Source organism: Shouchella hunanensis (assembly GCF_028735875.1).
Taxonomy (GTDB): Bacteria; Bacillota; Bacilli; order Bacillales; family Bacillaceae_D; genus Shouchella; species Shouchella hunanensis.
The window spans coordinates 3,817,289-3,838,891 of sequence record NZ_CP117834.1; the positions used below are offsets into that span (position 1 = coordinate 3,817,289).

Here is a 21,603-nt window from a genome sequence, read left to right on the forward strand (position 1 = left end):
CATTCCTCCTAATGGACATGCCCTTCATGTACGAATTGGCGTTTTTCTATCACCCGAACCTTTTGTCCATCTTCATCAAGTAATTCGTACTGATGAGGCTCTTCCAATGTCCCATTCATGCTCTGTACATAAAAGAATACGTGATCATCAACAGGAACTTCAACCGATTCATTTGAAAATTGGATACGTACTCGTTCAATATCTTCTGTGACATAGCCAAGGGTCACGTACGTACTAATCGTTTCAACATCCACCCATTCATTTTCTATGAACATGAAGGTATCCATAAATTGTTCACCACCTGTTAGAAAGCCATTCTCTAGCTCCACTTCAGCATCTAAATATTTCCGATACCCGTCAGGCTCCTTTTTTAATCGTTCCGCAACAAGATGGCGTTCATTTTCTTGAAAAATAACGGCAAATGAATCTTCATCTATTGGCCACGTTGTTAAAATCGTAAGTTCAGCCCCTTCTCGATTGACTGCAATTGCCTCTTCTACAGAATCATGGACAGTTAAATTAACAGGGATTTCACCTGGAGCTGTACTAGTCATTAAACCTAGATAAAATGCGCTCACAAATAAGATCGCTGCTCCTACACTATACGTTGTTTGTCTCCATCTCCAAGCAACAAAGAGACCAAAGAAAAAGACTATTACGGAAAAACCTAGCAATAAGCCTGACCAAAGGGAAGGCGAAAATGCAATTAGTTGATTCTCAATCAATGGTTCATTTAAGAAAAATTGCATTACAGGATTAAATGGTTCGTTTTGCAGAGTTCGTAACACATTATGAGGTGGTTCCGTTTCCGTTAACCACGCTGTAACAATAAAAACAGCTAAAACAAAAAGAGATTCGGCACGAAACGAGCGTTGGCGTTCACGCATAGATAATGAAACTCCTTTCCCACTAAGGGTAACAAGGTGACGAAACCCGAAAAGTAAAAGTGGGAAAATGAGGATGTTCTTAATGAGTAACAGCTGACCATATGTCAGCATCCAACTATTCACATATTCAGGTGCGATTTCTCCCATCATGACAAACCCACTCGTTGATACGAGCAGCAAACTAAACACGGCAAGTGCGGAAAACCATTGATGAAATTTCTGACCGTCTTCTAACCGTGCCCCATATAGGCTGACGATAAATAACGGACCCGCCCAGAGTGACATCGCCAATAAATGAATCCCGTTCGATAATGCCCCTGTTACATACCCTTCTGTTAAAGACGCACTATGACTGGATAAACTCACTGCTACAATAATGCCTAGAAAAAAAAGTAGCTGCAAACTTATAACAACGTATCGATTCCATTTTTTAGTTAAAACGAATAACACCAACTGTGCGCTTGAAAACAGAAGAACGAGTAAAAAACTAGTTCCTAAAATATGTTCTCCCATCGCCGTCAGTGTCCCGTCTAAAAGCGACGTATCAAAAAACGTCGCATATGTTGAACCAAGTACGAGGACGTTTCCAAACTGTAGAAGCGGAATAGCAAGTATAACGCTAAGTAAAAACCATGGGTGAAGCGTCCCTTCCACACCTCTCCCTTTTGGCACCATTTGAATAAGTAATAACCCTGCCAACAATGCAAGGCTTGTATACATAAGCGCATTTAAGATCATTTCAGTCATATTATTCTCCCCTATTAAACGATTCCACTTTTATTTTAACAGGCAGAGGGCTATTCTAGTTACTTTTTACTAAATCGACAAAAAACCGTCGAGATCTCGACGGTTTTATCCTTTAGGAGGAATATAATCTGGCTGACGATTTGATTTCGTCGCGACTTTCTTTCCATTATTTCGGTTAGACTTTCGCGGCTGTGTTCCTAAATGGTCTGGAGTAAATTGGGCAAATCGGTTTTTTTCACTCACAAAACATCCCCCCTTGTATCTAGTCTTTCACAGAAGAGGATTTTTTACATTAGTTTATTTTGGCAATGCATGCTTTTGTTCAAATCGTTCTTCCAAACGATTTACTTCAGCCTGATCTTGAATTAATCGTTCTTTGTTCTGCTTTACTAGCTGATCAAACGGTAATCTTCCAACTCTTCTCATTCTCAATCACCTCGTTTTTATATACAGTATTACACCTTTAGAAACGTTTTAAACCTTCTTTCGATGTAAAAAGATGAATATTCAACAAATTTTGCACATAGCATGTAATGAAAGGGGTGAATCATGTGATTGACTTAGAACAACTGTCTTTAGAGATAGAAGAAACACTTCAAAGACCACTTATAGATAAAGAAAAGCAATTGCTTGAATGGATTTGCGCTCAAACACACAATCAACATTTATAAGACCCTTTTGTACACATAAAAAGACTCCCCGTCAGCAGTGAGCATGTCCTTTTGTTCACTACACGGGAAGTCGATTTCATTCGTACACAATCGTTATTTTTTATCGTCGTCTTTTTTTGTTCTTGAAACAATGGAATCAAGTAATTCAACGATATCGTCTCGACTTAATTCATTTTTAGATTCCGCGTTTTGTTGCTCGCGTTCACTTGTTTCGTTTGAGTCATTTTGCCCTTCACCTTCAGGCAATGCTTTAACAACTCGATTGTTTTCATCGACTTCGTAATACTCTCCATCAATTGTCACCATTCGTGGTGTACGATTTTTAGAACGTGTTTCTTTGTCAAACAAACTGTAAAGAACCGGAATAAAGATTAACGTTAGTGCCGTACTACTTATTAACCCACCAATAACTGCAATCGCCATTGGCTGTTGTAATTCTGCCCCTTCGCCATAGCCAAACGCAATTGGCACCATTCCTAAAATAGCGGTCAAGGAGGTCATTACAATTGGTCGTGTTCGTAGCTGAACAGATTCAACTAAAGCGTTATACGTCGACATCCCTTTTTGCTTCTGCTGATTGACAAAATCAAGCATGACAATTCCGTTGTTCGTTACAACACCCACTAAAATGATAATCCCAATAAACGTTGTTACACCTATCGCTGTTTGCGTAAGTGTTAAAGCAAGGGTAACACCAATTAAGACAAGAGGAACAGTCATTAACATGATAAACGGTAGTTTAAACGACTCAAATTGCGCAGCCATTATCAAATAAATGAAAATGATTGCGAGAACAAGGGCTAAAATCATACTTCCAATGGCATCTTCAAGAATTTCTTGTTCGCCTCCAAAAGAGTAGCTAGCACCTTCCGGAAATTCAATTTCAGCAATTGAGTCTTCAATTAACGTTGAGACGTCACTTAGGTTTGCTTCTGTTGTGTAACCAACCGTTACCTCGACTGCTTCTGTTTGATCCGCTCGTTGGATGGAAGCCGGTGATTCACCTTCTGTTACCTCTGCTACTTCATTTAACGAAATGGTTGTTCCTTCTTGAGAGACAATTTGTAAATTCTCAAGTTCATTTATCGTTTCCGTGTATTCTGGCGCGAGACCAACATGCACTTCATACGTTTGTGATGTCTCATCACTTGTCAGCTGGATGAGCATCGCCGTTTCACCGCGTGTAGCACTATTAACTTGGCCCGCAATTTCAGCTGGTGTTAGCCCTACTGCTCGAGCATCTTCCGCATTCACATCAACGACAATTTCTGGCACTTGATCTTCAATACTCAGCTGCACTTCTCGAACGAGAGACGAGTCCATTAACTCTTCTTCAAGTTCGTAGACCGTATCGTATAATGCGTTACGATCAGAGTGGGTTACAGTAAATGGAACCGTATTTGCTTCTCCACTTAAAGCAGCTGTCTGTGTAAAGGCACGAACGTCTGCATCATCATCAGCGCGCTCAAGATCTCGTTCAATTGATTCAATAAATTCTGCTGTAGAGACGGAGCGATCTTCTAATGGAATCATCGCCACTGTAATTTGAGCAGTATGCGATCCTCCAGATTGACCAGGCTGATCACTTGAACCGATTACACTTACATAATCATTTACTTCTTGATAATCGGCGAGTACATTTTCAATTGCCTCAACTGCTTCTGTCGTTCGGGTCAAACTTGTTCCTGTTTCCATTTCAACGTCGACAGTAAACGAGCCTTGGTCGCTTTCTGGAATTAATTCTAGTCCAACCGTACTTAAACCAACTCCACCGATAAGAAGCAACCCAAACGTACTAGCAATAACCGTTTTTCGGTGGCCAAGAGACCAATGGGTCATTTTTTCTAATCTACGCATCGTTCTGGATTCGCGTCTTTTCACCTCATCATTTGCTTGAGATGGTTTTAGTACACGGCTTGCAATCATTGGTACAACGGTAATCGCAACAATAAAGGATGATAATAAACTAAATGAAACGGTCAACGCCAATTCTCTAAACAAGTTTCCAACAATCCCACTAATAAAGACAATTGGAAGAAAAACAGAAATAGTCGTTAACGTTGATGCAAAGATCGCAGCCATTACTTCTTTTGTCCCATCAGAAGCTGCTTGCTTCGGATCTTTTCCTTTTGCCAAATGACGATAAATGTTTTCAATAACAACAATCGCATTATCGACAACTAAACCAATACCAAGAGCGAGACCACCTAATGTCATAATGTTTAAGCCAATATCTAAGAAATACATAAAGGCAAATGTAACAATAACTGAGAATGGTATCGCCAAACCAATTATAAGAGGCGTTTTAAGGTTCCGTAAGAAGAAGAACAACACAACCATAGCGAGTACGCCACCAATAATTAATGCGGTAGCAACACTTTGGATTGCTGAATTAATAAAGTCACCTTCATCATAGAGCACAACAACATCTAAGTCTTCGTAATCAGCATCGTCTTGCAGTTCACTTAAACGTTCGTTTACATCATTAGATGTTTGTGTTGTATTCGCACTTGACTCCTGCATAATTGATAAGCTAATAGCCGGTTCTTGATTAGCTCGAGTTAACGTTTCTAACTCTTCTGAACTGATTTCAACATTTGCAATACTCGTTAGCGTAATGTCATCACCAGTTTCTGGATTTACACCAACCACCAATTCTTCAATGTCTTCAATACTGGTTAGTTCATGAATAATTCTTGTAGTTAAACTGAAGTCTTCTTGCTCAACAGTGCCACCAGGCATGGTAATTTGGTTTGCTTGTAAGGCATTCACAACTGTATCCTGCGTGACACCTGCATCAATCATATCTTCCTGGTCGAGTTCAATCGAAACGATTTCACTAATAGTACCTGACTCGTTTACACTAGCAACTCCAGGAACTTGAAGAATTTCTTGCTCTAAATCAAGCACATCATCTTGAAACGCTTCAATCTCGTCATTGGACGTGACTGCTAGCTGCATCATTGGAAACATGGACGGATCAAACTTTAAAAAGCTTGGTTCTCCAGCACCGTCAGGTAAATCAATTTGCCTAAGAGCATTAATAATGTCTAATTCTACATCTTCAATGGACGAACTCCAATCAAATTCAAGTAAGATAATGGAAGATCCTTCTTGAGAATTTGACGTCATGTTTTGTAAACCTGAAATACTTGCCATTCGATTTTCAATTGGAATGGTTACTTGATCCTGAACTTCTTGAGGATTTACGTTCGGATAGCTTGTAGCAATTGCTGCAACAGGCGGGTTAATCTCTGGTAGCAGCTGCAACGGCAACCGTGTAAGTGAAACAATCCCCATTATAATAAAGAAAATCATTCCGACAATGGTAAACACGGGCCTGCGAATTGAAAAATTTGTCACGTTGGTTCCTCCATCATGTCATGTCTTTTATCTATACACACCTTACACAATTCAACGGTTAAAAATCAAGCAAAAACAATTTAGACCCCTAAACTATTTAGCCAAAAGAAAAAACTTGCTTGAGACGATCAAGCAAGTTCTTCTAACTTGTTTAAGCTGGTTGAAGCTTATCACGTAGAACCATTTGCAGAATTCCACCGTGACGATAGTAATCAACATCAACATCACTATCAAAACGAACGAGCGCTTCAAATTCAGTTTTTGTGCCATCTTCAGCTACAGCAGTTACCGTAACGTAATCACGCGGTTTTACTGTATCATCAATTGCAACTGAAATGCTTTCTCTGCCTGTTAAACCAAGAGATTCTGCATTTTCACCGGCTTTGAATTGAAGAGGTAAAACACCCATTAATACAAGGTTTGAACGGTGAATACGCTCATAACTTTCAGCGATAACCGTTTTAATGCCTAGTAAATTTGTTCCTTTTGCAGCCCAGTCACGAGAAGATCCCATCCCGTAATCTTGACCAGCGAGAACAACAAGACCTGTTCCATTCTCTTTATACTTCATTGCCGCATCATAGATGGACATCACTTCTTCTGTTGGCCAGAATGTTGTAAATCCACCTTCTGTTCCTGGAGCGATTTGGTTACGAATACGGATATTCGCAAACGTTCCTCTCATCATGACGTCATGATTACCACGACGAGAACCATATGAGTTGAAATCTCTCGGCTCTACACCTTTTTCCATTAAGAACTTACCGGCTGGTGTGTTCTTACCAATCGCTCCAGCAGGAGAAATGTGATCTGTCGTAACAGAATCGCCAAACTTACCAATTACGCGTAGATCAGAAAGCGGCTTCACAGCTTCTGGATCTTTTGCTAACCCTTCAAAGAATGGTGGATTTGCAATATATGTTGACTCGTCATCCCACTTGTACAGGGCGTCATCAGTTGTATTAATTTGATTCCATCGCTCGTTACTTGTAAAGACATCTTGGTATTCACGACGGAATAACTCAGGAGTAACCGTTTGATCAACAATTGTACGCACTTCTTCTGTTGATGGCCAAATATCTTTAAAGTAAACAGGCTTACCGTCTTTATCTGTAGAAATTGGATCGTTTAATAAATCAACGTTAACGGTCCCTGCTAGTGCATAGGCTACTACAAGTGGTGGTGATGCTAAGTAGTTTGCTTTCACAAGGGGATGAATACGTCCTTCAAAGTTACGGTTACCAGATAGTACAGACGTAACAGTTAAGTCGTTACTCGAAATCGCTTCTTCAATTTCATCCTCTAGTGGTCCAGAGTTTCCGATACATGTTGTACAGCCATACCCAACAAGATGGAATCCAAGATCCTCCAAGTAAGGCATTAAGCCAGAATCATTTAAATAGCCTGTAACAACTTTTGAACCTGGTGCAAGTGATGTTTTCACGTATTCAGGTACTTGAAGGCCTAATTCACTTGCTTTTTTCGCAACAAGACCTGCTGCCACAAGTACATATGGATTTGATGTATTTGTACAGCTTGTAATAGCAGCGATGGCTACAGCGCCCGTTTTCATTGTAGTTGTACGACCATCTTTGTACGTTACATCAACCGTTTTATTAAATTCTGACTGGTCAAGGCCAAGACCTTGATTCCCTTGAGGTGCAACAACAGCATCTTGGAAGGATTTTTGCATTTTTGGTAGTTCAATTAAATCTTGCGGTCGTTTTGGTCCAGAAAGATTTGCATGAATTTGCGATAAATCGACTTCAACAACATCTGTATACGTTGGATCTGGTGTTTCACCAGGAACATACCATAGTCCGTTCGCTTGACAGTAAGCACGAACCAAATCAATTTGTTCTTCAGAACGCCCTGTTAAACGCATATAGTTCATAGCTTCTTCATCAACTGGGAAGAATCCACATGTTGCGCCATACTCAGGAGCCATGTTTGAAATCGTTGCACGATCAGCAAGTGGCATATCTGCTAAGCCTGGTCCGAAATACTCAACGAATTTTCCAACAACGTTCTTTTGACGAAGGACTTGGGTTACTTTCAACGCTACGTCTGTAGCTGTTGTTCCACTTGGTAAAGAACCCGTGAATTTCAAGCCAATGACTTCTGGTACTGGGAAGTAAGATGGTTGTCCGAGCATTCCTGCTTCCGCTTCAATACCACCAACGCCCCATCCTAGAACGCCAAGACCGTTAATCATCGTTGTATGAGAATCTGTTCCTACAAGTGAATCAGGGAACGTTAACCATTCGCCATCTTTCTCAACTGCATGAACGACGTTTGCTATGTACTCCAAGTTTACTTGGTGTACGATACCTGTTGCTGGAGGAACCGCATTATAATTATCAAACGCTTTCTTTGCCCAGCTTAAAAATTCGTATCGCTCGCCATTTCGTTCAAACTCACGATTCATGTTATAAAGCAATGAATCATCTGTACCGAATTTATCTACTTGTACAGAGTGGTCAATGACAAGATCAACAGGGATTTCAGGGTTAATTTGATCTGGGTCACCGCCAAGATCAGCCATCGCTTTTCTTAACGCTGCTAAATCAACTACAGCTGGTACTCCTGTGAAATCTTGTAGAATAACACGAGAAGGTTTGAAAGGAACATCAATTTCTTTTTGTTCAGGTGTTCCCCACTTTGCTAAATTTTCAACATGCTCTTTTTTAATCACATAATCATCATACTGACGTAACACTGATTCTAATAACACCTTCACAGAATATGGTAGCCTATTAACGTTCCCATAACCTGCTTTCTCTAACGCATCTAATGCATAGTAATGATACGTTTTTCCGTTTGACTCAAAAGAAGACCGCGCTTTAAACACATCTAAGTTTTTTGACATCTAAGACCCTCCTTATCAACTTCATCATATCGCATTGTTCCTTTCTTGTCTAAGGAACGCACTTGAGTAAGCGCTTTTAATGTAAGCGATATAATTGCCCTTCATTAGAATAGCAAAAGTTGACGAAAGTTTAAATCTTTTTTCGACATTTTTTAAAAAGGATAAGAAAAAAAACGTTTCACATACTAAAAAAAGAAAAGCGAGGTGAGGAAAATGAAGGGAAATTCGAAAGCTCGACGCAACCAGCCACAGCATCCAGACAGCAACCAACCACAGAAACAAAGCGGTTCTCATAAAACAAAAAAAGCAAACCATGTAAGCCAAACGAACGGAGAAGGCTAACTCGCCCAAACCTTTTTAGAGCCGCTGCATAGACTGTAATCATACCTTGATAAAAAGGAGGTTACACAATGAGCGGTGGATTCGGAACAGGCGGCGGTTTTGCTTTAATTGTTGTTCTTTTTATTCTTTTAGTAATTGTCGGAGCAAGCTGGTTCTAAAAAAAGGACTGCATCGCAGTCCTTTTTTTCTTTACATAAAATAACGGCTATATTTCAACAAAAACATCGCTCCGATGCTAATAGCCAAAAGAAGACTCGCCTTTCGAAATGGTTGCTCATAGTCCAAGTCACCATTGTTAATTAAGCGCAGACACTTACTAGTTATTCCTAAGCTAGCTCCAATGATTAGCGTTACGATAATGACTCCCCATGTCCACCACGATGCCCAGTCGAACAACAGCGGGATACCTGTAGCGATTAAAAGCAGTAACCCTACATGGGCAATAACAAGAATGACACGGTAACTCTTTATCAGCCTCGCCTTGAAGCGTTCCCCGTCATCCAGTCTCGCCGCATAATACAAAAACGGCAACGGAATACATAAAAATAACACGATTGATGTAAACATATGCGTCGCAAAAAGAACAATTTGAGACACGTTTTTCTCCCCCTCCATAGCAACACACCCCATTTTATGCTAAAGTAACAGCAAAGAACAAGCGAAAAGGAGGGGTGACGATGAGTGACTGGTTTATGAACGTGATTGTCTTATGGACCTTTATCTTGCTCGGGCTAATGTTTATCGGTGGGTTCTTCATGTTTAGAAAATTCCTTAAGCGAATGCCAAAAGAAGACGGAAAATCAATCTTAGACTGGCAAGAATACTACATAAACAAGGCTTTACCTCTATGGAAAGATGAACAGAGACAATTGTTAAATGAACTTGTAGAACCAGTACCTGAACTCTTTCGTGACGTGGCTAAAGAGAAAATCGCCGGTAAAATTAGTGAGATCGCCTTAAATGAACAGGCAACTACTCTTACATTAGATACGATTATTCGTGGATATATTTTAGCAACACCTAAAAAAGATCACCGTTTTTTAATTAAGAAATTAAAACAAAAAGATATTGATTTAACACCCTATGAACATTTACTTGACCGCCAATCAAAAGCCAGAAGCAAAAGAGAGCTCCAAGAGGCCGTTGAACGAAAACAATCCAGCTAAAAAAGGCGCATAGACATGCGCCTTTTTTCTTCTATGCTGTCACGTTTTCTCTTGCCTGTAATAAATACATTTTATGATACAAGCCTTGGCGTTTTAATAGTTGTTCATGATTGCCTCGTTCAACAATCTCTCCTTGGTGCAGCACAAGAATTTGGTCCGCATGTTTAATCGTTGATAGGCGGTGTGCGATCGCAATCGTCGTTCGATTTTGCTGCATTTTTTCTAACGCTTGCTGAATCGATTCCTCTGTTTCCGTATCAACACTTGCTGTTGCTTCATCAAGCACTAAAATAGCCGGGTCAGCTAGCATCGTTCGCGCAAAAGAAAGCAGCTGTTTTTCTCCACTTGAAAACGTTGCGCCACGCTCAGTTACTTTTGCGTCATAACCTTGTTCAAGATCCTGGATAAACGTATCTGCACCAACAAAAGCGCATGCCGCCTCTATTTCCCCTCGCTCGTATCCATCTCTGCCTAAGGTGACATTGCTAGCGACTGTTCCGCTATACAAAAAGGAATCTTGCAACACAAGTCCCACTTTCGATCGGAACTCTTCTTCACTAAAAGCTTGTAAAGGTTTGCCATCAATTGTTATGGAGCCCTCCATGAGTGGATAAAACCGCATTAAAAGGTTAATAATTGAGCTTTTCCCACTTCCAGTATGACCGACTAATGCAACAGTCTGCCCTTTTTCCGCTTTGAACGAAATATTAGTTAACACTTGGGTAGAACCATCATAAGAAAAAGTAACATTGTTAAACTCAATCGTTCCTTTTTCAATTGTGGGCGTTTCTGTTCCCGTTTTTGTCGGTGCGTACTCACGCTGATCCATTAAGCGAAAAACACGTCCTGCTGACACAATGGCTTGTTGAAAAATGGATAAGCGTTGCATAATTTGATTAACTGGTTCGAAAAAGCGATCAAGATAATTAATAAATGCATACAGCACACCAAGCTCAACCGGACCAATAAATGATTGAAAGCCAAAATAAATAAGCACAATTGAAATAGCAATTAAACTAAGAATATCGACAATGGGACGCAGTAAAAGGGCATCTGCTTTCATCGCTTTCATTCCAGCTTGATAATGCTCCTCATTCGTTCGTCCAAACTCTTTGCGCATTCGCTTTTCTTGGCGAAACACTTGAATAATCGCCATACCTTGAACGGACTCACTCATTTTCGCATTAATTTCACTCACTTTTGCGCTAACATGCTCATAAAAGCGAGAACTTATAGACCGATATAAACGAATGACAACTAAAAGTAAAGGTAAAAAGATTAAACAATAAAGGGCCAGGGTTGCATTTAAGTAAAACATAGCAACGAATGTTCCGATCATAAACATTCCATTTTGAACAAATACCGCTAGCACACTGACATAAAGCTCTTTAATGGACTCGGTGTCGTTCGTAATCCTCGAAACAAGGCCGCCTCCAGGCATTCGATCAAAAAACGATAACCCAAGCTTTTGAACATTTTTAAAAACATCAACACGTAACGCTTGCACAATTCGCAAAGCAATCTTTTGAAATAAGATACTTTGGACATATTGGCAGATAACCGCAATAACCAGTAAACCAATATAAAATGACGCAAGCATCACAAGAACGTCTGTCGGAAATTCTTGAGGCGTTAAATAGTCATCAATAAAGCGTGCTATCAAAATAGGTTGCACTAATTCCGCTCCTGCAGCTATGAGCATAATAAAGAAAGCAAGCAATAGTTTCTTAAAATGAATCTTGGCATAGCCGAGCAAGCGTATAAAAATCGCGCGTTGCTCTTTTCCAGTTAATATCTCATCGGTATGTTTCATTATGAACCTCCCTGCTCCACTATCGTCTCAAGCTGCTGACGCTCATACATCTCTTTGTACCATCCACCTTCGGCCATCAATTCTGCATGAGTCCCTGCTTGAGCTATAGTCCCCTCTTCCATCACTAAAATGAGTGAAGCATGGCTAACAGCACTTAATCGGTGAGCACTCATAATAAGTGTTTGCTCGGTTTTTGTTTCTCGAAGGGCTCCTAAAATTTGCTCTTCTGTTTTCGCATCTACAGCAGATAAGGAGTCATCTAAAATGAGTATGGCAGGATTGCTCAGTATCGCACGAGCAATAGAGATTCGCTGTTTTTGACCACCTGAGAGCGTTACACCTCGTTCTCCAACAACTGTGTCGTACCCATTCGGAAAACGGCGTATGTCATCGTGAATACTTGCAAGCTGGCAGGCTCGAATAATTTCTTGTATCGAGGCATCAGGCTTTGCAAATGCAACATTCTCTCCTATTGTCGCCGAGAAAAGAAAGTGTTCTTGTGGTACAATGCCAAATGCCGCTTTCACACGTTCTCGTTTAAACTGGTCAATGGGCACGGAATCTAGACGTATAGTCCCCTTCGTAACATCCATCTCCCGCTGTAAAAGCGAGAGTAAGGTTGTTTTACCACTACCGGTTTTCCCAACAATGCCAAGTGTTTCACCTTTCTTCAAGGAGAAGTGTACATTTCTTAACACTGGCGGTCCATCATCAGAATAACAAAACGTATCAATAGCAACATCTAAATCGCCTACAATCGGTGCTTCAACTGCATGATCGACTTCTTTAAGCTCCGACTCTTCTCGCAATACTTCACGAATTCGATCGTAAGACGCTCTTCCTCGTTCAATGACGTTAAAAAACATTCCTAACGCAAGCATTGGCCAAATCAACAAGCCAAGATAAACGACAAATGACGTTAGTTCTCCAATGGTCATATCACCCGATACGACAAAACCTGCTCCAAAACCAATTGCCAGTAAATAACATGTTCCAATGACTGCGCTAATGGTCGGATCAAACAACGCATCGACTTTTGCTACTTTTACATTCTGTTCCACAACCATTGCTGATTGCTGACGAAAGCGGCGATTTTCTTCTTCTTCTTGTCCGAATGCTTTTGTTACTTTCATTCCACTAATATTTTCTTGAACCGTATCATTTAAAACACTAAATGCTGCTTGTGCACTGCCAAAGCGTTTATGTAAAAGTGATCCATAATAGCTCGTTAAAATGGCCATTAATGGAAGTGGCACTAATGTAATCAGCGTTAGTTGCCAATTAAGGGTCAACGCCATCGTCGCAACCACCATTCCTCCTAGTAACAGGGCATCAACAATCGTTAGCACCCCTTCTCCAGCTGTTGCTTGAACAGCTCGAACATCATTTGTGGAAATCGCCATTAAATTTCCAGTAGTTCGCTTATGATAAAATGACTTTGGCATGTTAGTAAAATGACGATAAAGATCATTTCGGATTTGTCTTGCCAACTTAAAAGCCGCACCAAAGATGAGTACTCGCCATAAGAAGCGAAGAATGTATAACAACAGACCGATGCCCATAATAAACCCAACGTATCGGAATAATTGCGATTGTGTAAGCGTATCTGTGTCAATTAAATCGACTACTTCACCAATAACCCTTGGAGGAATAAGCGACAAAAATGAAACGAGTGCTAAAACAAGCGTCCCAAATAAATATGCTTTCCAATGTTTCTTAAAAAACCAGCTTAAATCTAAAAAAACACGCATAGCCTTCCCCCATTACTCTCGTTGTCTAATTATTTTTCGAAAAAATGAATAAATAATGTCTATTCTTCTATTGAACCCGCATTGCCCTTTTAATGCCCGCTCGTATGTACGCTCCCTTTATAACCAATAGCCTACTTCAAAAAAGATACCACATTACGTTAAATGATGTACAGAACGTTTATCGTCATTACAAAACAACCTAGCATCAGTTCGTGAATATGTTTATAGACAACAAAAATCACTTTACCTACGACGCAACGGTCCTTACGATAAAGTGATTTCTTTCGTTTTCATGATTATCAGAGGAGTTCTTACTTCCCCTGTTGCTTTTGCATAGCCTTCATCATTTGGGTGATTTTCTTTTGCGATGGGTTTTGTCCCATTTGTTGCATCATCACCCGTAACATTTGCTCATTAATCGGTGGGTTCTTTTTCAAGTAAGACATCATGGTTTTCCGAGCAATAAAAAAGCCAATTGCTATACCTGCCAGAACCGCAACGGTATACCCTATAATATGCCAGATCAATGTTAAACCTCCTTCTCACACGCTCTACTTCTATTGAACCTTATCTATTATACACGAGCAGGCATTGATTTTAAAGCACTTAAAAAAGCATGCTTAGAGCACGCTTTGTTTTTCATATGGTTTCAACCACCCAAATCGTCGGTCATTTACATTTACTGCGAAAAAGAAGCCATTTACTTCCCGCAATAGATCAAATACATCGGTCTCTGCCTGTAAATCCCCTTCTGCTTGAAGACAAATTTTCTTTGCATCCAGCATAAGCGCGCAATGATTTTTTGGATTTTCATCAGAAGCTGCAACAAAGCGATTTGCGTCTTCTTCTTTATAGCGAGATAAAAAGATTTGTTTAATTTCTTCTTCTGGCATGGATGTTGTTATATAGTTGATTTGCCGATCATAAATCGGCTGGGTATGCTTTCGAGCTTGTTCCCGTTCTTCGAATAACTGAAATAATTTCATTTCTTTACCAAGATAAGAGGATGCTACATCTTCTGTGACATTGAATAATTCATAGTATCTCATCTCTTCTCCCCTTCAGCAGAATGAAAATTTCGAATCTATTTTCATTATACCCATTTTTCAAAAAGATGCTGTCTATTTGTCGTGAAAGAACCTCACTAGTTTTGTCGAATACCGTATGAAAAGCACCTATTCTGGTTGTCTCTGTTTTTTCTTTTAAAAAAAGCCTATGATTCACTGAAGTAGTCAATCATAGGCTGCATTCTTATGAAAGTAGTGCTTTTACTTTGCTCACTACATTTTCAACAGTAAAACCATACTCGGCAATGATTTCATCCCCAGCACCAGAAGCGCCAAATGTATCAATAGTGAGTGTATCGCCTTCATCACCAATGTACTTTGCCCATCCTAGAGAAGCGCCCATCTCAATAGCAAGACGTGCTTTAACGTGTTTTGGAATCACTGCATCTTTATATTCTTTCGGCTGTGCTTCAAAACGATCCCAGCTTGGCATACTTACAACAGAAACATCAATTTTCTCTTGTGCAAGTGCTGCTTTCGCTTTCATCGCAAGTTGTACTTCAGACCCTGTTGCCAATAAAATGGCATCTGGTTCACCTTTGGCTTCTGAAAGTACGTATCCACCTTTTTTCACACCTTCATATGCTTTCGTTGTTGTTTCTTCTTGTGTATCAACATTTTGACGGCTTAATACGAGTACCGTTGGCTCTTTCTGGGACTCTAGCGCAAGTTTCCATGCTGCTGCGGTTTCATTCCCATCTCCAGGACGAACAACAGATAAACCTGGCATTGCACGTAAAGCCGCTAACTGTTCAACCGGCTCGTGGGTTGGACCATCTTCACCAACAGCGATGCTATCATGAGTTAATACATACGTTACTGGAACGCCCATCAAAGCGGACAGACGAATGGCTGGACGTACATAATCTGAGAAAACAAAGAATGTACCACCGAATACTTTTAAACCACCGTGTAGCGCCATTCCATTCAATGCACAACCCATTGCAAACTCACGAACACCGAACCAAATGTTTCGTCCAGCATAGTTGTCTCTACCAAAATTGCTCTCGTTCGTTAGCGTGGTTTTATTTGAACCAGCTAAATCAGCAGAACCACCAAATAATTCTGGAACATGTGCTGCTAAAGCATTTAACGCTTCCCCTGAAGAAGCACGTGTAGCCAAGCTTTTCCCTGCTTCATAAGTCGGTAACGCTTGATCAAATCCTTCTGGTAAGTCTCCTGCAAAAGCACGCTCATATTGTGCGGCAAGCTCCGGGTTTTCTGCTTTATAAGCAGCGAACAATTCATTCCACTCATCTTCATGCTTTTGTCCTTGCTCTTTTACAGACGTAAAGTATTCACTTACTTCTTCAGGAATATGGAAGTCTTCCTCATATGTCCATTTGTACGCTTCTTTTGTAAGCGCTACTTCATCTGATCCTAATGGAGAACCGTGAGAAGCTGATTTCGCTGATTTGTTTGGTGAACCAAACCCGATAACTGTTTTCACTTCAATTAGTGTTGGACGATAAGATGTTTTTGCTTCTTTAATCGCTTTGTTAATCTCTGCTAAATCCATTCCATCTTCTACGTATATCACATTCCAACCATAGGCCTTGAAGCGATCTTCCACACTTTCAGAAAATGATTCATGTAGATCTCCATCAAGAGAGATATCGTTTGAATCGTATAACACAACAAGACGATTTAACTTTAAGTGACCAGCTAGTGACGCCGCTTCTGCTGATACCCCTTCCATTAAATCCCCATCGCCACAAATGGCATACGTATAGTGGTCGACAATTTCGTGGTTTGCCGTGTTATACGTTGCCGCTAAGTGACGCTCTGCCATTGCCATCCCTACAGCCATAGCAATTCCTTGACCGAGTGGACCCGTCGTTGCTTCTACACCAGGTGTATGACCGTATTCAGGGTGACCCGGTGTACGGCTTCCTAATTGACGGAAAGATTTTAAATCATCTAGTGTTACATCATAACCTGTTAAATGTAAAAGGCTATATAAAAGCATAGAACCGTGTCCAGCTGATAAAACGAAACGATCGCGGTTTGTCCAGTTCGGATTAGCTGGATTGTGGTTCATGTGGTTTGCCCACAAATCCAACGCCATAGGTGCTGCGCCCATCGGCATACCTGGGTGACCAGAATTGGCTTTCTCAATACTATCAATAGAAAGTGTTCGGATCGTATTTACCGCTAATTCTTCAATATTTTTATTCATATGTAACACCCTTTCATTCTTCTTACGTCTCCATCATAAACAAAATAAAAAAAATGTACAAGCCTGACAGAAGCTTGTACATTAATGAAGTCGAGTTTGCTTTTGAGCTTTACTGTCTTTTAGCTTTTGTGGCGTTACGTCACTACCCTTTTCGTCGACTACTTTCACAGAATGAAGCTGGTTTTTAAAGGCTGAACGAAATGTACTTAAATACTCTTTACGCAATGCCTGTTGTTCTTCTTTTTGGGCTTTCGTCAATCCTGTTGTTTTCGCTAATTGGGAAAGCTCATTTATACGGTTTAGCTTCGTTTTTGGTAACAATGAAAATCACCTGTCCTTTTATTGTCATCATAGCATCTTCATTGCCTTAGTTCAAATGATCGGTTTCAGCTTGTATATGCTTCTGAAATCGCCGGTGTACAGTCGCTTTCGAGCAATCGTACCCTAACCCATTTAAGGTTAATGCAATCTCATGAAACGTTAATTTTTTATCTCGTAGACGAATGATTTCTTCTAATGGAAGATCTTTTTTGCTTCGGCCACCAGCACCACTACCACTCAAGTTCCGTTCTGGACGATAGCCATTTTTAACAGCCGCCTTCATGCCCCGCTTAATTTTCAGATTATGTAGCTTACGCTGGTACTCTTCAACAATGGCGACAATCTCAAACACCATCTCATCTGCTTCAGACAGATGCATGACACCTTGATCGTGGCAAGTGTAAACTGAGATACCATACTTTTTTAATTGATATAAAATAGCCGTTTTCGCTCTTCCCCTGCCAATTCTCGTATCATCTGTTACTAACAAATGAGAAAAAGATCCCTTTTTTGCTTGATCTAAAATAAGAAGAAGTTGGTCTCGATCCAAATCATAGCCACTTGCCACATCGTGCAAACAGTCGTTTACCTCTAACTGGTGTTGCTGAGCCATTTCATAAAGCTCTTCTTCTTGTCGTACTAGAGAAGACTGCTGTTGATCCTTTTCTGTGCTCACACGGCAATATAAAATGGCTTTCTTTCCTTTCATGCTGCTCCCCCTCTTATTCGAGCGAATACCGCTCATAATCATACAACACTTCAGGACTCTCTAGTTGATTATGTTGGTCTTCACCTTGTTCTCTATTCTCTCTATCTATATCAAAGGATAGCAAACTACTAAACATAAATAAAACCGTTATAATCCCTGCAACAATAATACCTTTTTCTTGATTATTCTTCACTATAAGATCACCCGTTCGTAAGAATATTTGTTCTTACATGAGAATAGCTCGAACTTTTGTTCGTGTCAACCCCTTTTTTAGAACTTATGTTTGCGTTCGTATGTTCGATGTGCTACAGTAAGGGTACGAATACATAGATAAAGCGGGTGATGAGGAGTGTCAAAACTATCTACTAGACAAGAAGAAATACTATTATTTATTAAAGATGAAGTGAAAAAGAAAGGGTATCCACCTTCCGTTCGTGAAATTGGAGAAGCAGTTGGATTAGCATCAAGCTCTACTGTGCACGGCCACCTTGCACGACTTGAAAAGAAAGGCTACATTCGTCGAGATCCAACAAAGCCAAGAGCGATTGAAGTTCTTTCCCTCGAAGAAACAGCTGATGAAGCGGTTATTATACGTGAAAAAACCCGCTACATTCCTGTTGTTGGTAAAGTAACGGCTGGTAGCCCTATTACAGCAATTGAAAATGTGGAGGACTATATTCCACTTCCAGACCATATGGCTGGTCACGAACAAGTGTATGCGCTTGTTATCCAAGGGGAAAGCATGATTGAGGCTGGTATATTGGATGGCGATCAAGTGTATGTGAAACAAACGCAAACAGCAGATAACGGGGACATTATAGTAGCGATGACTGACGAACACGAAGCGACTGTTAAACGATTTTTCCGTGAGAAAAACTACATTCGTTTACAACCAGAAAATTCAACAATGGACCCAATTATTTTAGACAACTGTACAATACTAGGAAAAGTCATTGGCGTATTTCGCACTATCCATTAAGAAAAGCACTGGGGGCTCCCAGTGCTTTTTTACTGTTCATTTACCGTTTCCTGTTCTTCTTTCTTTTGTTCCTGCGACAACAACCATTTCAGTACAGCAGCTGTTAGTAAAAACAGCACGCCTGCGCTGATAAAGACATAGGATATACCGAAACTTGCTGCGAGTAATCCCCCAGACACAGGACCTAGCACATTCCCTAAAAAACGAAAGCTTTGATTATAGCCGAGCACTTCTCCTTGCATGGAAATTGGACACGCTTGACGAATAAATGCGGTCGTACAAGGAATTAAGCCCCCGACTGCCAATCCGAAAATAAACCGTAACACAATTAACTGCCATAAAGAATCGACAAAACCTTGAGGGATAAAGAACAATCCTGATAAAATTAAAAGTAAAAGCATGACTTTTTCATGCCCAATGCGATCACCTAGTTGACCCCATTTTCTTGTTGACAGTAAATTACCGAGGCCTGTAATCGAAAAAGCCACTCCCGCTAAAAACGCCATATTTTCTGTTGAACTCGTCAAATCATTGACAAATAAAGCGAGTAGCGGTTGAATGCTAAACAGTGCCATTTGAATAATGAGCGCAACGACCATCACCATCAGAAGGATCGGAGACCGCACGATAAACTGAATGACTTCTTTCGCGGAATACCGCTTCTTCTTTTCTCCTTTTTCTTCATAAATGACTTCTTTGACACCAAAGACAACTAGAAAAGAAGCAAACGTTAAGATAGAAGCCGTCAAAATAAAGGTCAGCTCCATTCCAACGGTGTCTGCAATTAGCCCACCAAATAATGGTCCTAGTAAACCTCCTGATACAGTTCCTGTTTGTAACGTTCCAAGCGTTTCTCCTGCTGTGCGTTTGCTACTTTGAGCAGCAATCAACGCCATAGAAGCAGGAATAAACCCTGTTGCTAAACCCATAAAGGCGCGCAAAACAAATAACGCTTCAACAGAATTAACATAGCCCATTAAAAAGACAGAAATAGCAATGCCAAATCCTGTTCCAATTAAAACTTTCTTTCGTCCATAACGATCGCCAATTCTACCCCATATTGGTGCGACAAGAAACGCTACTAAAAAAGAAACGCCAAACACGAAACCCGACCATCTTTGCACATCTTCTCCTGAATACTGTCCGAACGATTCAATGTACAAGGATAAAAAAGGAATGACCATCGTCATGCTTGCGCCAACAAATAGGTTGGCAAACCACATAATAAGTAAATTACGCTTTTCTGCTTTTATACCGATCACCTTCGTTACATAAGGATGCTCCTTATTATTTCGCAACTCTAAATATATGCGAAAAAAAAACAGCCGTCAAACCTCTTTTACGCGCTAAATCCGTAAAAAAAGGATTAAAACAGCTACTTTCCTTCCTCTTGATTCTTTTTTCACACTTCTTGAAAAAAAACATAATCTATTGATAACCACTATATAGGAGGCGAATGGAATGGATCTTTCAGATGAAATGGTGTTACTCATTACCATTCTCGTACTATTTATCTTATTAATTATTGTTGGAATTATTTTGTTTTACCTGTAGTCAACGTTATTCCACTACTGCAACAGCAATACATGTCACATTAGATAGTCATTTTAAAACAAAGATAAGGTTTGATAACGGATTTCAACAAGGTTTGTTACACTTAAACCAAGCAACCGTACTTGACGATCCACCGTTCCATAAGCTAGCCACAGTTCTTGGGCATACCTGTACAGATCATCCCATTTGTGAACATAATCAGGCAAGCTAATACGTCGTGTAATCGTATCAAATGAACGATAGCGAATTTTAATAACAATGGTTTTTCCTTGTTTTTTCACACGCTCAAGAGAGGATTGCACTTCTTCAGCAAGCACCCGTAACTTTCGCAAAACGTCTTCATCTGTCACGAGGGGTTGAGAATACGTATGTTCTTTCCCGACGGATTTACGATCCCGGTGGACTTTTAACCGATTATGATCAATTCCCCTTGCACGCTTATAATAAGAAAGACCCGCTTTGCCAAAATGATGAACGAGATCGAGTTGAGTTAACTGATACAAGTCATTTCCGGTATAGATATGCAAGCTATGCATTTTCGCCGCTGTTTTCGGTCCAATTCCAGGAAATTTTTCTACCGGCAGTTCTTTTATAAACGCTTCTGCTCGATCAGGTGGAATAACGGTTAAACCAGCCGGTTTCTTTAAATCGGAAGCGATTTTAGCGAGAAATTTATTATAGGAAACACCTGCTGAACTCGTCAGTCCAGTCTTCTCCCAGATCTCACGTTGAATATGCCGAGCTAGTTTGCTCGCGCTTACTTCTCCCAAACGATTTGTTGTCACATCTAAATACGCTTCATCAATTGACATCGGTTCTACTAGGTCTGTGTATGCAAGCATAACTTCACGAACTTTCAAAGACGCCTCCTGGTACGCTTTATAGTTACCAGATATGAAAATTCCTTCCGGGCAACGCTTGTACGCTTCATATGCACTCATGGCTGAATGAATTCCGTACTTTCTTGCTTCATAGTTCGCCGTGGAGACAATGCCTTTACCTCCTGTTTTTCTTGGGTGTTTTGCAATAATAACAGGCTTTCCTTTTAAAGAAGGATTATCCCGTTCTTCTACAGATGAAAAAAAAGCATCCATATCAATGTGAATGATTTTTCGTGACGTATCCCGATATGGCTCAGGCAGCTTAAAATTGTGATTTGCCATAACAAACCCGCCTCTTTCGTTT

The 21,603-nt window shown here is 40.3% G+C and carries 20 protein-coding genes; 4 read left to right on the forward strand and 16 right to left on the reverse strand.

The annotated features are described in order from the left end of the window. Nucleotides 1–8: 8 nt before the first annotated feature. The 5 genes from PQ477_RS19595 to acnA all read right to left on the reverse strand — a co-directional run bounded on the left by PQ477_RS19595 (nt 9) and on the right by acnA (nt 8,537). Nucleotides 9–1,634, reverse strand: coding sequence for a copper resistance D family protein (locus PQ477_RS19595; RefSeq protein ID WP_274272735.1), 1,626 nt, complete (start codon nt 1,632–1,634; stop codon nt 9–11). A 105-nt stretch (nt 1,635–1,739) separates the two neighbouring features. Beyond that, nucleotides 1,740–1,877 carry an acid-soluble spore protein N gene (locus PQ477_RS19600; RefSeq protein WP_035397213.1) on the reverse strand — a complete coding sequence of 46 codons (138 nt, stop codon included), beginning with the start codon at nt 1,875–1,877 and terminating at the stop codon, nt 1,740–1,742. Between the two features lie 54 nt (nt 1,878–1,931). Then, nucleotides 1,932–2,060 carry an FbpB family small basic protein gene (locus PQ477_RS19605; RefSeq protein WP_081762353.1) on the reverse strand — a complete coding sequence of 43 codons (129 nt, stop codon included), beginning with the start codon at nt 2,058–2,060 and terminating at the stop codon, nt 1,932–1,934. A gap of 338 nt (nt 2,061–2,398) precedes the next feature. Further along, nucleotides 2,399–5,668, reverse strand: a complete 3,270-nt coding sequence (locus tag PQ477_RS19610) for an efflux RND transporter permease subunit (RefSeq protein WP_274272736.1) — start codon at nt 5,666–5,668, stop codon at nt 2,399–2,401. Between the two features lie 151 nt (nt 5,669–5,819). Further along, complete coding sequence (gene acnA, locus PQ477_RS19615; protein WP_144559135.1) at nt 5,820–8,537, reverse strand: aconitate hydratase AcnA; 2,718 nt, start codon at nt 8,535–8,537, stop codon at nt 5,820–5,822. A gap of 213 nt (nt 8,538–8,750) precedes the next feature. Here acnA and PQ477_RS19620 point away from each other — a divergent pair, with 213 nt between their 5' ends. After that, complete coding sequence (locus tag PQ477_RS19620) at nt 8,751–8,879, forward strand: small acid-soluble spore protein P (protein ID WP_078440101.1); 129 nt, start codon at nt 8,751–8,753, stop codon at nt 8,877–8,879. 68 nt (nt 8,880–8,947) lie between these two features. Next, nucleotides 8,948–9,037 carry a YjcZ family sporulation protein gene (locus tag PQ477_RS19625; protein ID WP_035397209.1) on the forward strand — a complete coding sequence of 30 codons (90 nt, stop codon included), beginning with the start codon at nt 8,948–8,950 and terminating at the stop codon, nt 9,035–9,037. Nucleotides 9,038–9,068: 31 nt separating this feature from the next. Here the strand turns inward: PQ477_RS19625 and PQ477_RS19630 are convergent, their stop codons facing one another. Further along, the gene (locus PQ477_RS19630) at nt 9,069–9,476 is read right to left on the reverse strand and encodes a hypothetical protein (protein WP_274272737.1); all 408 of its coding nucleotides are present in this window, start codon (nt 9,474–9,476) and stop codon (nt 9,069–9,071) included. 80 nt (nt 9,477–9,556) lie between these two features. Between PQ477_RS19630 and PQ477_RS19635 the strand changes: the two genes are divergently transcribed. After that, nucleotides 9,557–10,045 (forward strand): DUF2621 domain-containing protein, encoded by a 489-nt coding sequence (locus tag PQ477_RS19635; RefSeq protein WP_052008192.1) that lies wholly within the window; start codon nt 9,557–9,559, stop codon nt 10,043–10,045. 31 nt (nt 10,046–10,076) lie between these two features. Here the strand turns inward: PQ477_RS19635 and PQ477_RS19640 are convergent, their stop codons facing one another. From PQ477_RS19640 to PQ477_RS19675, 8 genes are all read right to left on the reverse strand, one after another. Next, on the reverse strand, nt 10,077–11,858 hold the full coding sequence (locus PQ477_RS19640) for an ABC transporter ATP-binding protein (RefSeq protein ID WP_274272738.1): 1,782 nt from the start codon (nt 11,856–11,858) through the stop codon (nt 10,077–10,079). After that, nucleotides 11,858–13,609 (reverse strand): ABC transporter transmembrane domain-containing protein, encoded by a 1,752-nt coding sequence (locus PQ477_RS19645; protein WP_144559137.1) that lies wholly within the window; start codon nt 13,607–13,609, stop codon nt 11,858–11,860. Before PQ477_RS19645 ends, PQ477_RS19640 begins: the two co-directional genes overlap by 1 nt. Nucleotides 13,610–13,920: 311 nt before the next feature. Beyond that, nucleotides 13,921–14,136 carry a YneF family protein gene (locus PQ477_RS19650; protein WP_035397205.1) on the reverse strand — a complete coding sequence of 72 codons (216 nt, stop codon included), beginning with the start codon at nt 14,134–14,136 and terminating at the stop codon, nt 13,921–13,923. 93 nt (nt 14,137–14,229) lie between these two features. Further along, a complete protein-coding gene (gene sirA / locus PQ477_RS19655) occupies nt 14,230–14,658 on the reverse strand; it encodes a sporulation inhibitor of replication protein SirA (protein ID WP_035397203.1) in 429 nt (142 codons plus the stop codon). A gap of 202 nt (nt 14,659–14,860) precedes the next feature. Next, nucleotides 14,861–16,855 (reverse strand): transketolase, encoded by a 1,995-nt coding sequence (gene tkt / locus PQ477_RS19660; protein ID WP_274272739.1) that lies wholly within the window; start codon nt 16,853–16,855, stop codon nt 14,861–14,863. 81 nt (nt 16,856–16,936) lie between these two features. Next, nucleotides 16,937–17,176, reverse strand: coding sequence for a DUF896 domain-containing protein (locus PQ477_RS19665; protein ID WP_274272740.1), 240 nt, complete (start codon nt 17,174–17,176; stop codon nt 16,937–16,939). A 46-nt stretch (nt 17,177–17,222) separates the two neighbouring features. Continuing rightward, entirely contained in the window at nt 17,223–17,885 is a 663-nt protein-coding gene (locus tag PQ477_RS19670) for a YneB family resolvase-like protein (RefSeq protein WP_274272741.1), read from the reverse strand. A gap of 13 nt (nt 17,886–17,898) precedes the next feature. Then, nucleotides 17,899–18,078: a hypothetical protein gene (locus tag PQ477_RS19675; RefSeq protein ID WP_035397197.1), complete on the reverse strand. Its 180-nt coding sequence runs from the start codon at nt 18,076–18,078 to the stop codon at nt 17,899–17,901. Nucleotides 18,079–18,234: 156 nt separating this feature from the next. On the opposite strand from PQ477_RS19675, the gene lexA reads away from it, so the two are divergent. Continuing rightward, complete coding sequence (lexA, locus tag PQ477_RS19680) at nt 18,235–18,864, forward strand: transcriptional repressor LexA (RefSeq protein WP_035397194.1); 630 nt, start codon at nt 18,235–18,237, stop codon at nt 18,862–18,864. A gap of 29 nt (nt 18,865–18,893) precedes the next feature. On the opposite strand, the gene PQ477_RS19685 is transcribed toward lexA, so the two are convergent. Together PQ477_RS19685 and dinB are read right to left on the reverse strand one after the other, a co-directional pair. Beyond that, the gene (locus PQ477_RS19685; protein WP_274273602.1) at nt 18,894–20,117 is read right to left on the reverse strand and encodes an MFS transporter; all 1,224 of its coding nucleotides are present in this window, start codon (nt 20,115–20,117) and stop codon (nt 18,894–18,896) included. 354 nt (nt 20,118–20,471) lie between these two features. After that, on the reverse strand, nt 20,472–21,581 hold the full coding sequence (dinB, locus tag PQ477_RS19690) for a DNA polymerase IV (protein ID WP_144559140.1): 1,110 nt from the start codon (nt 21,579–21,581) through the stop codon (nt 20,472–20,474). Nucleotides 21,582–21,603 lie beyond the last annotated feature (22 nt).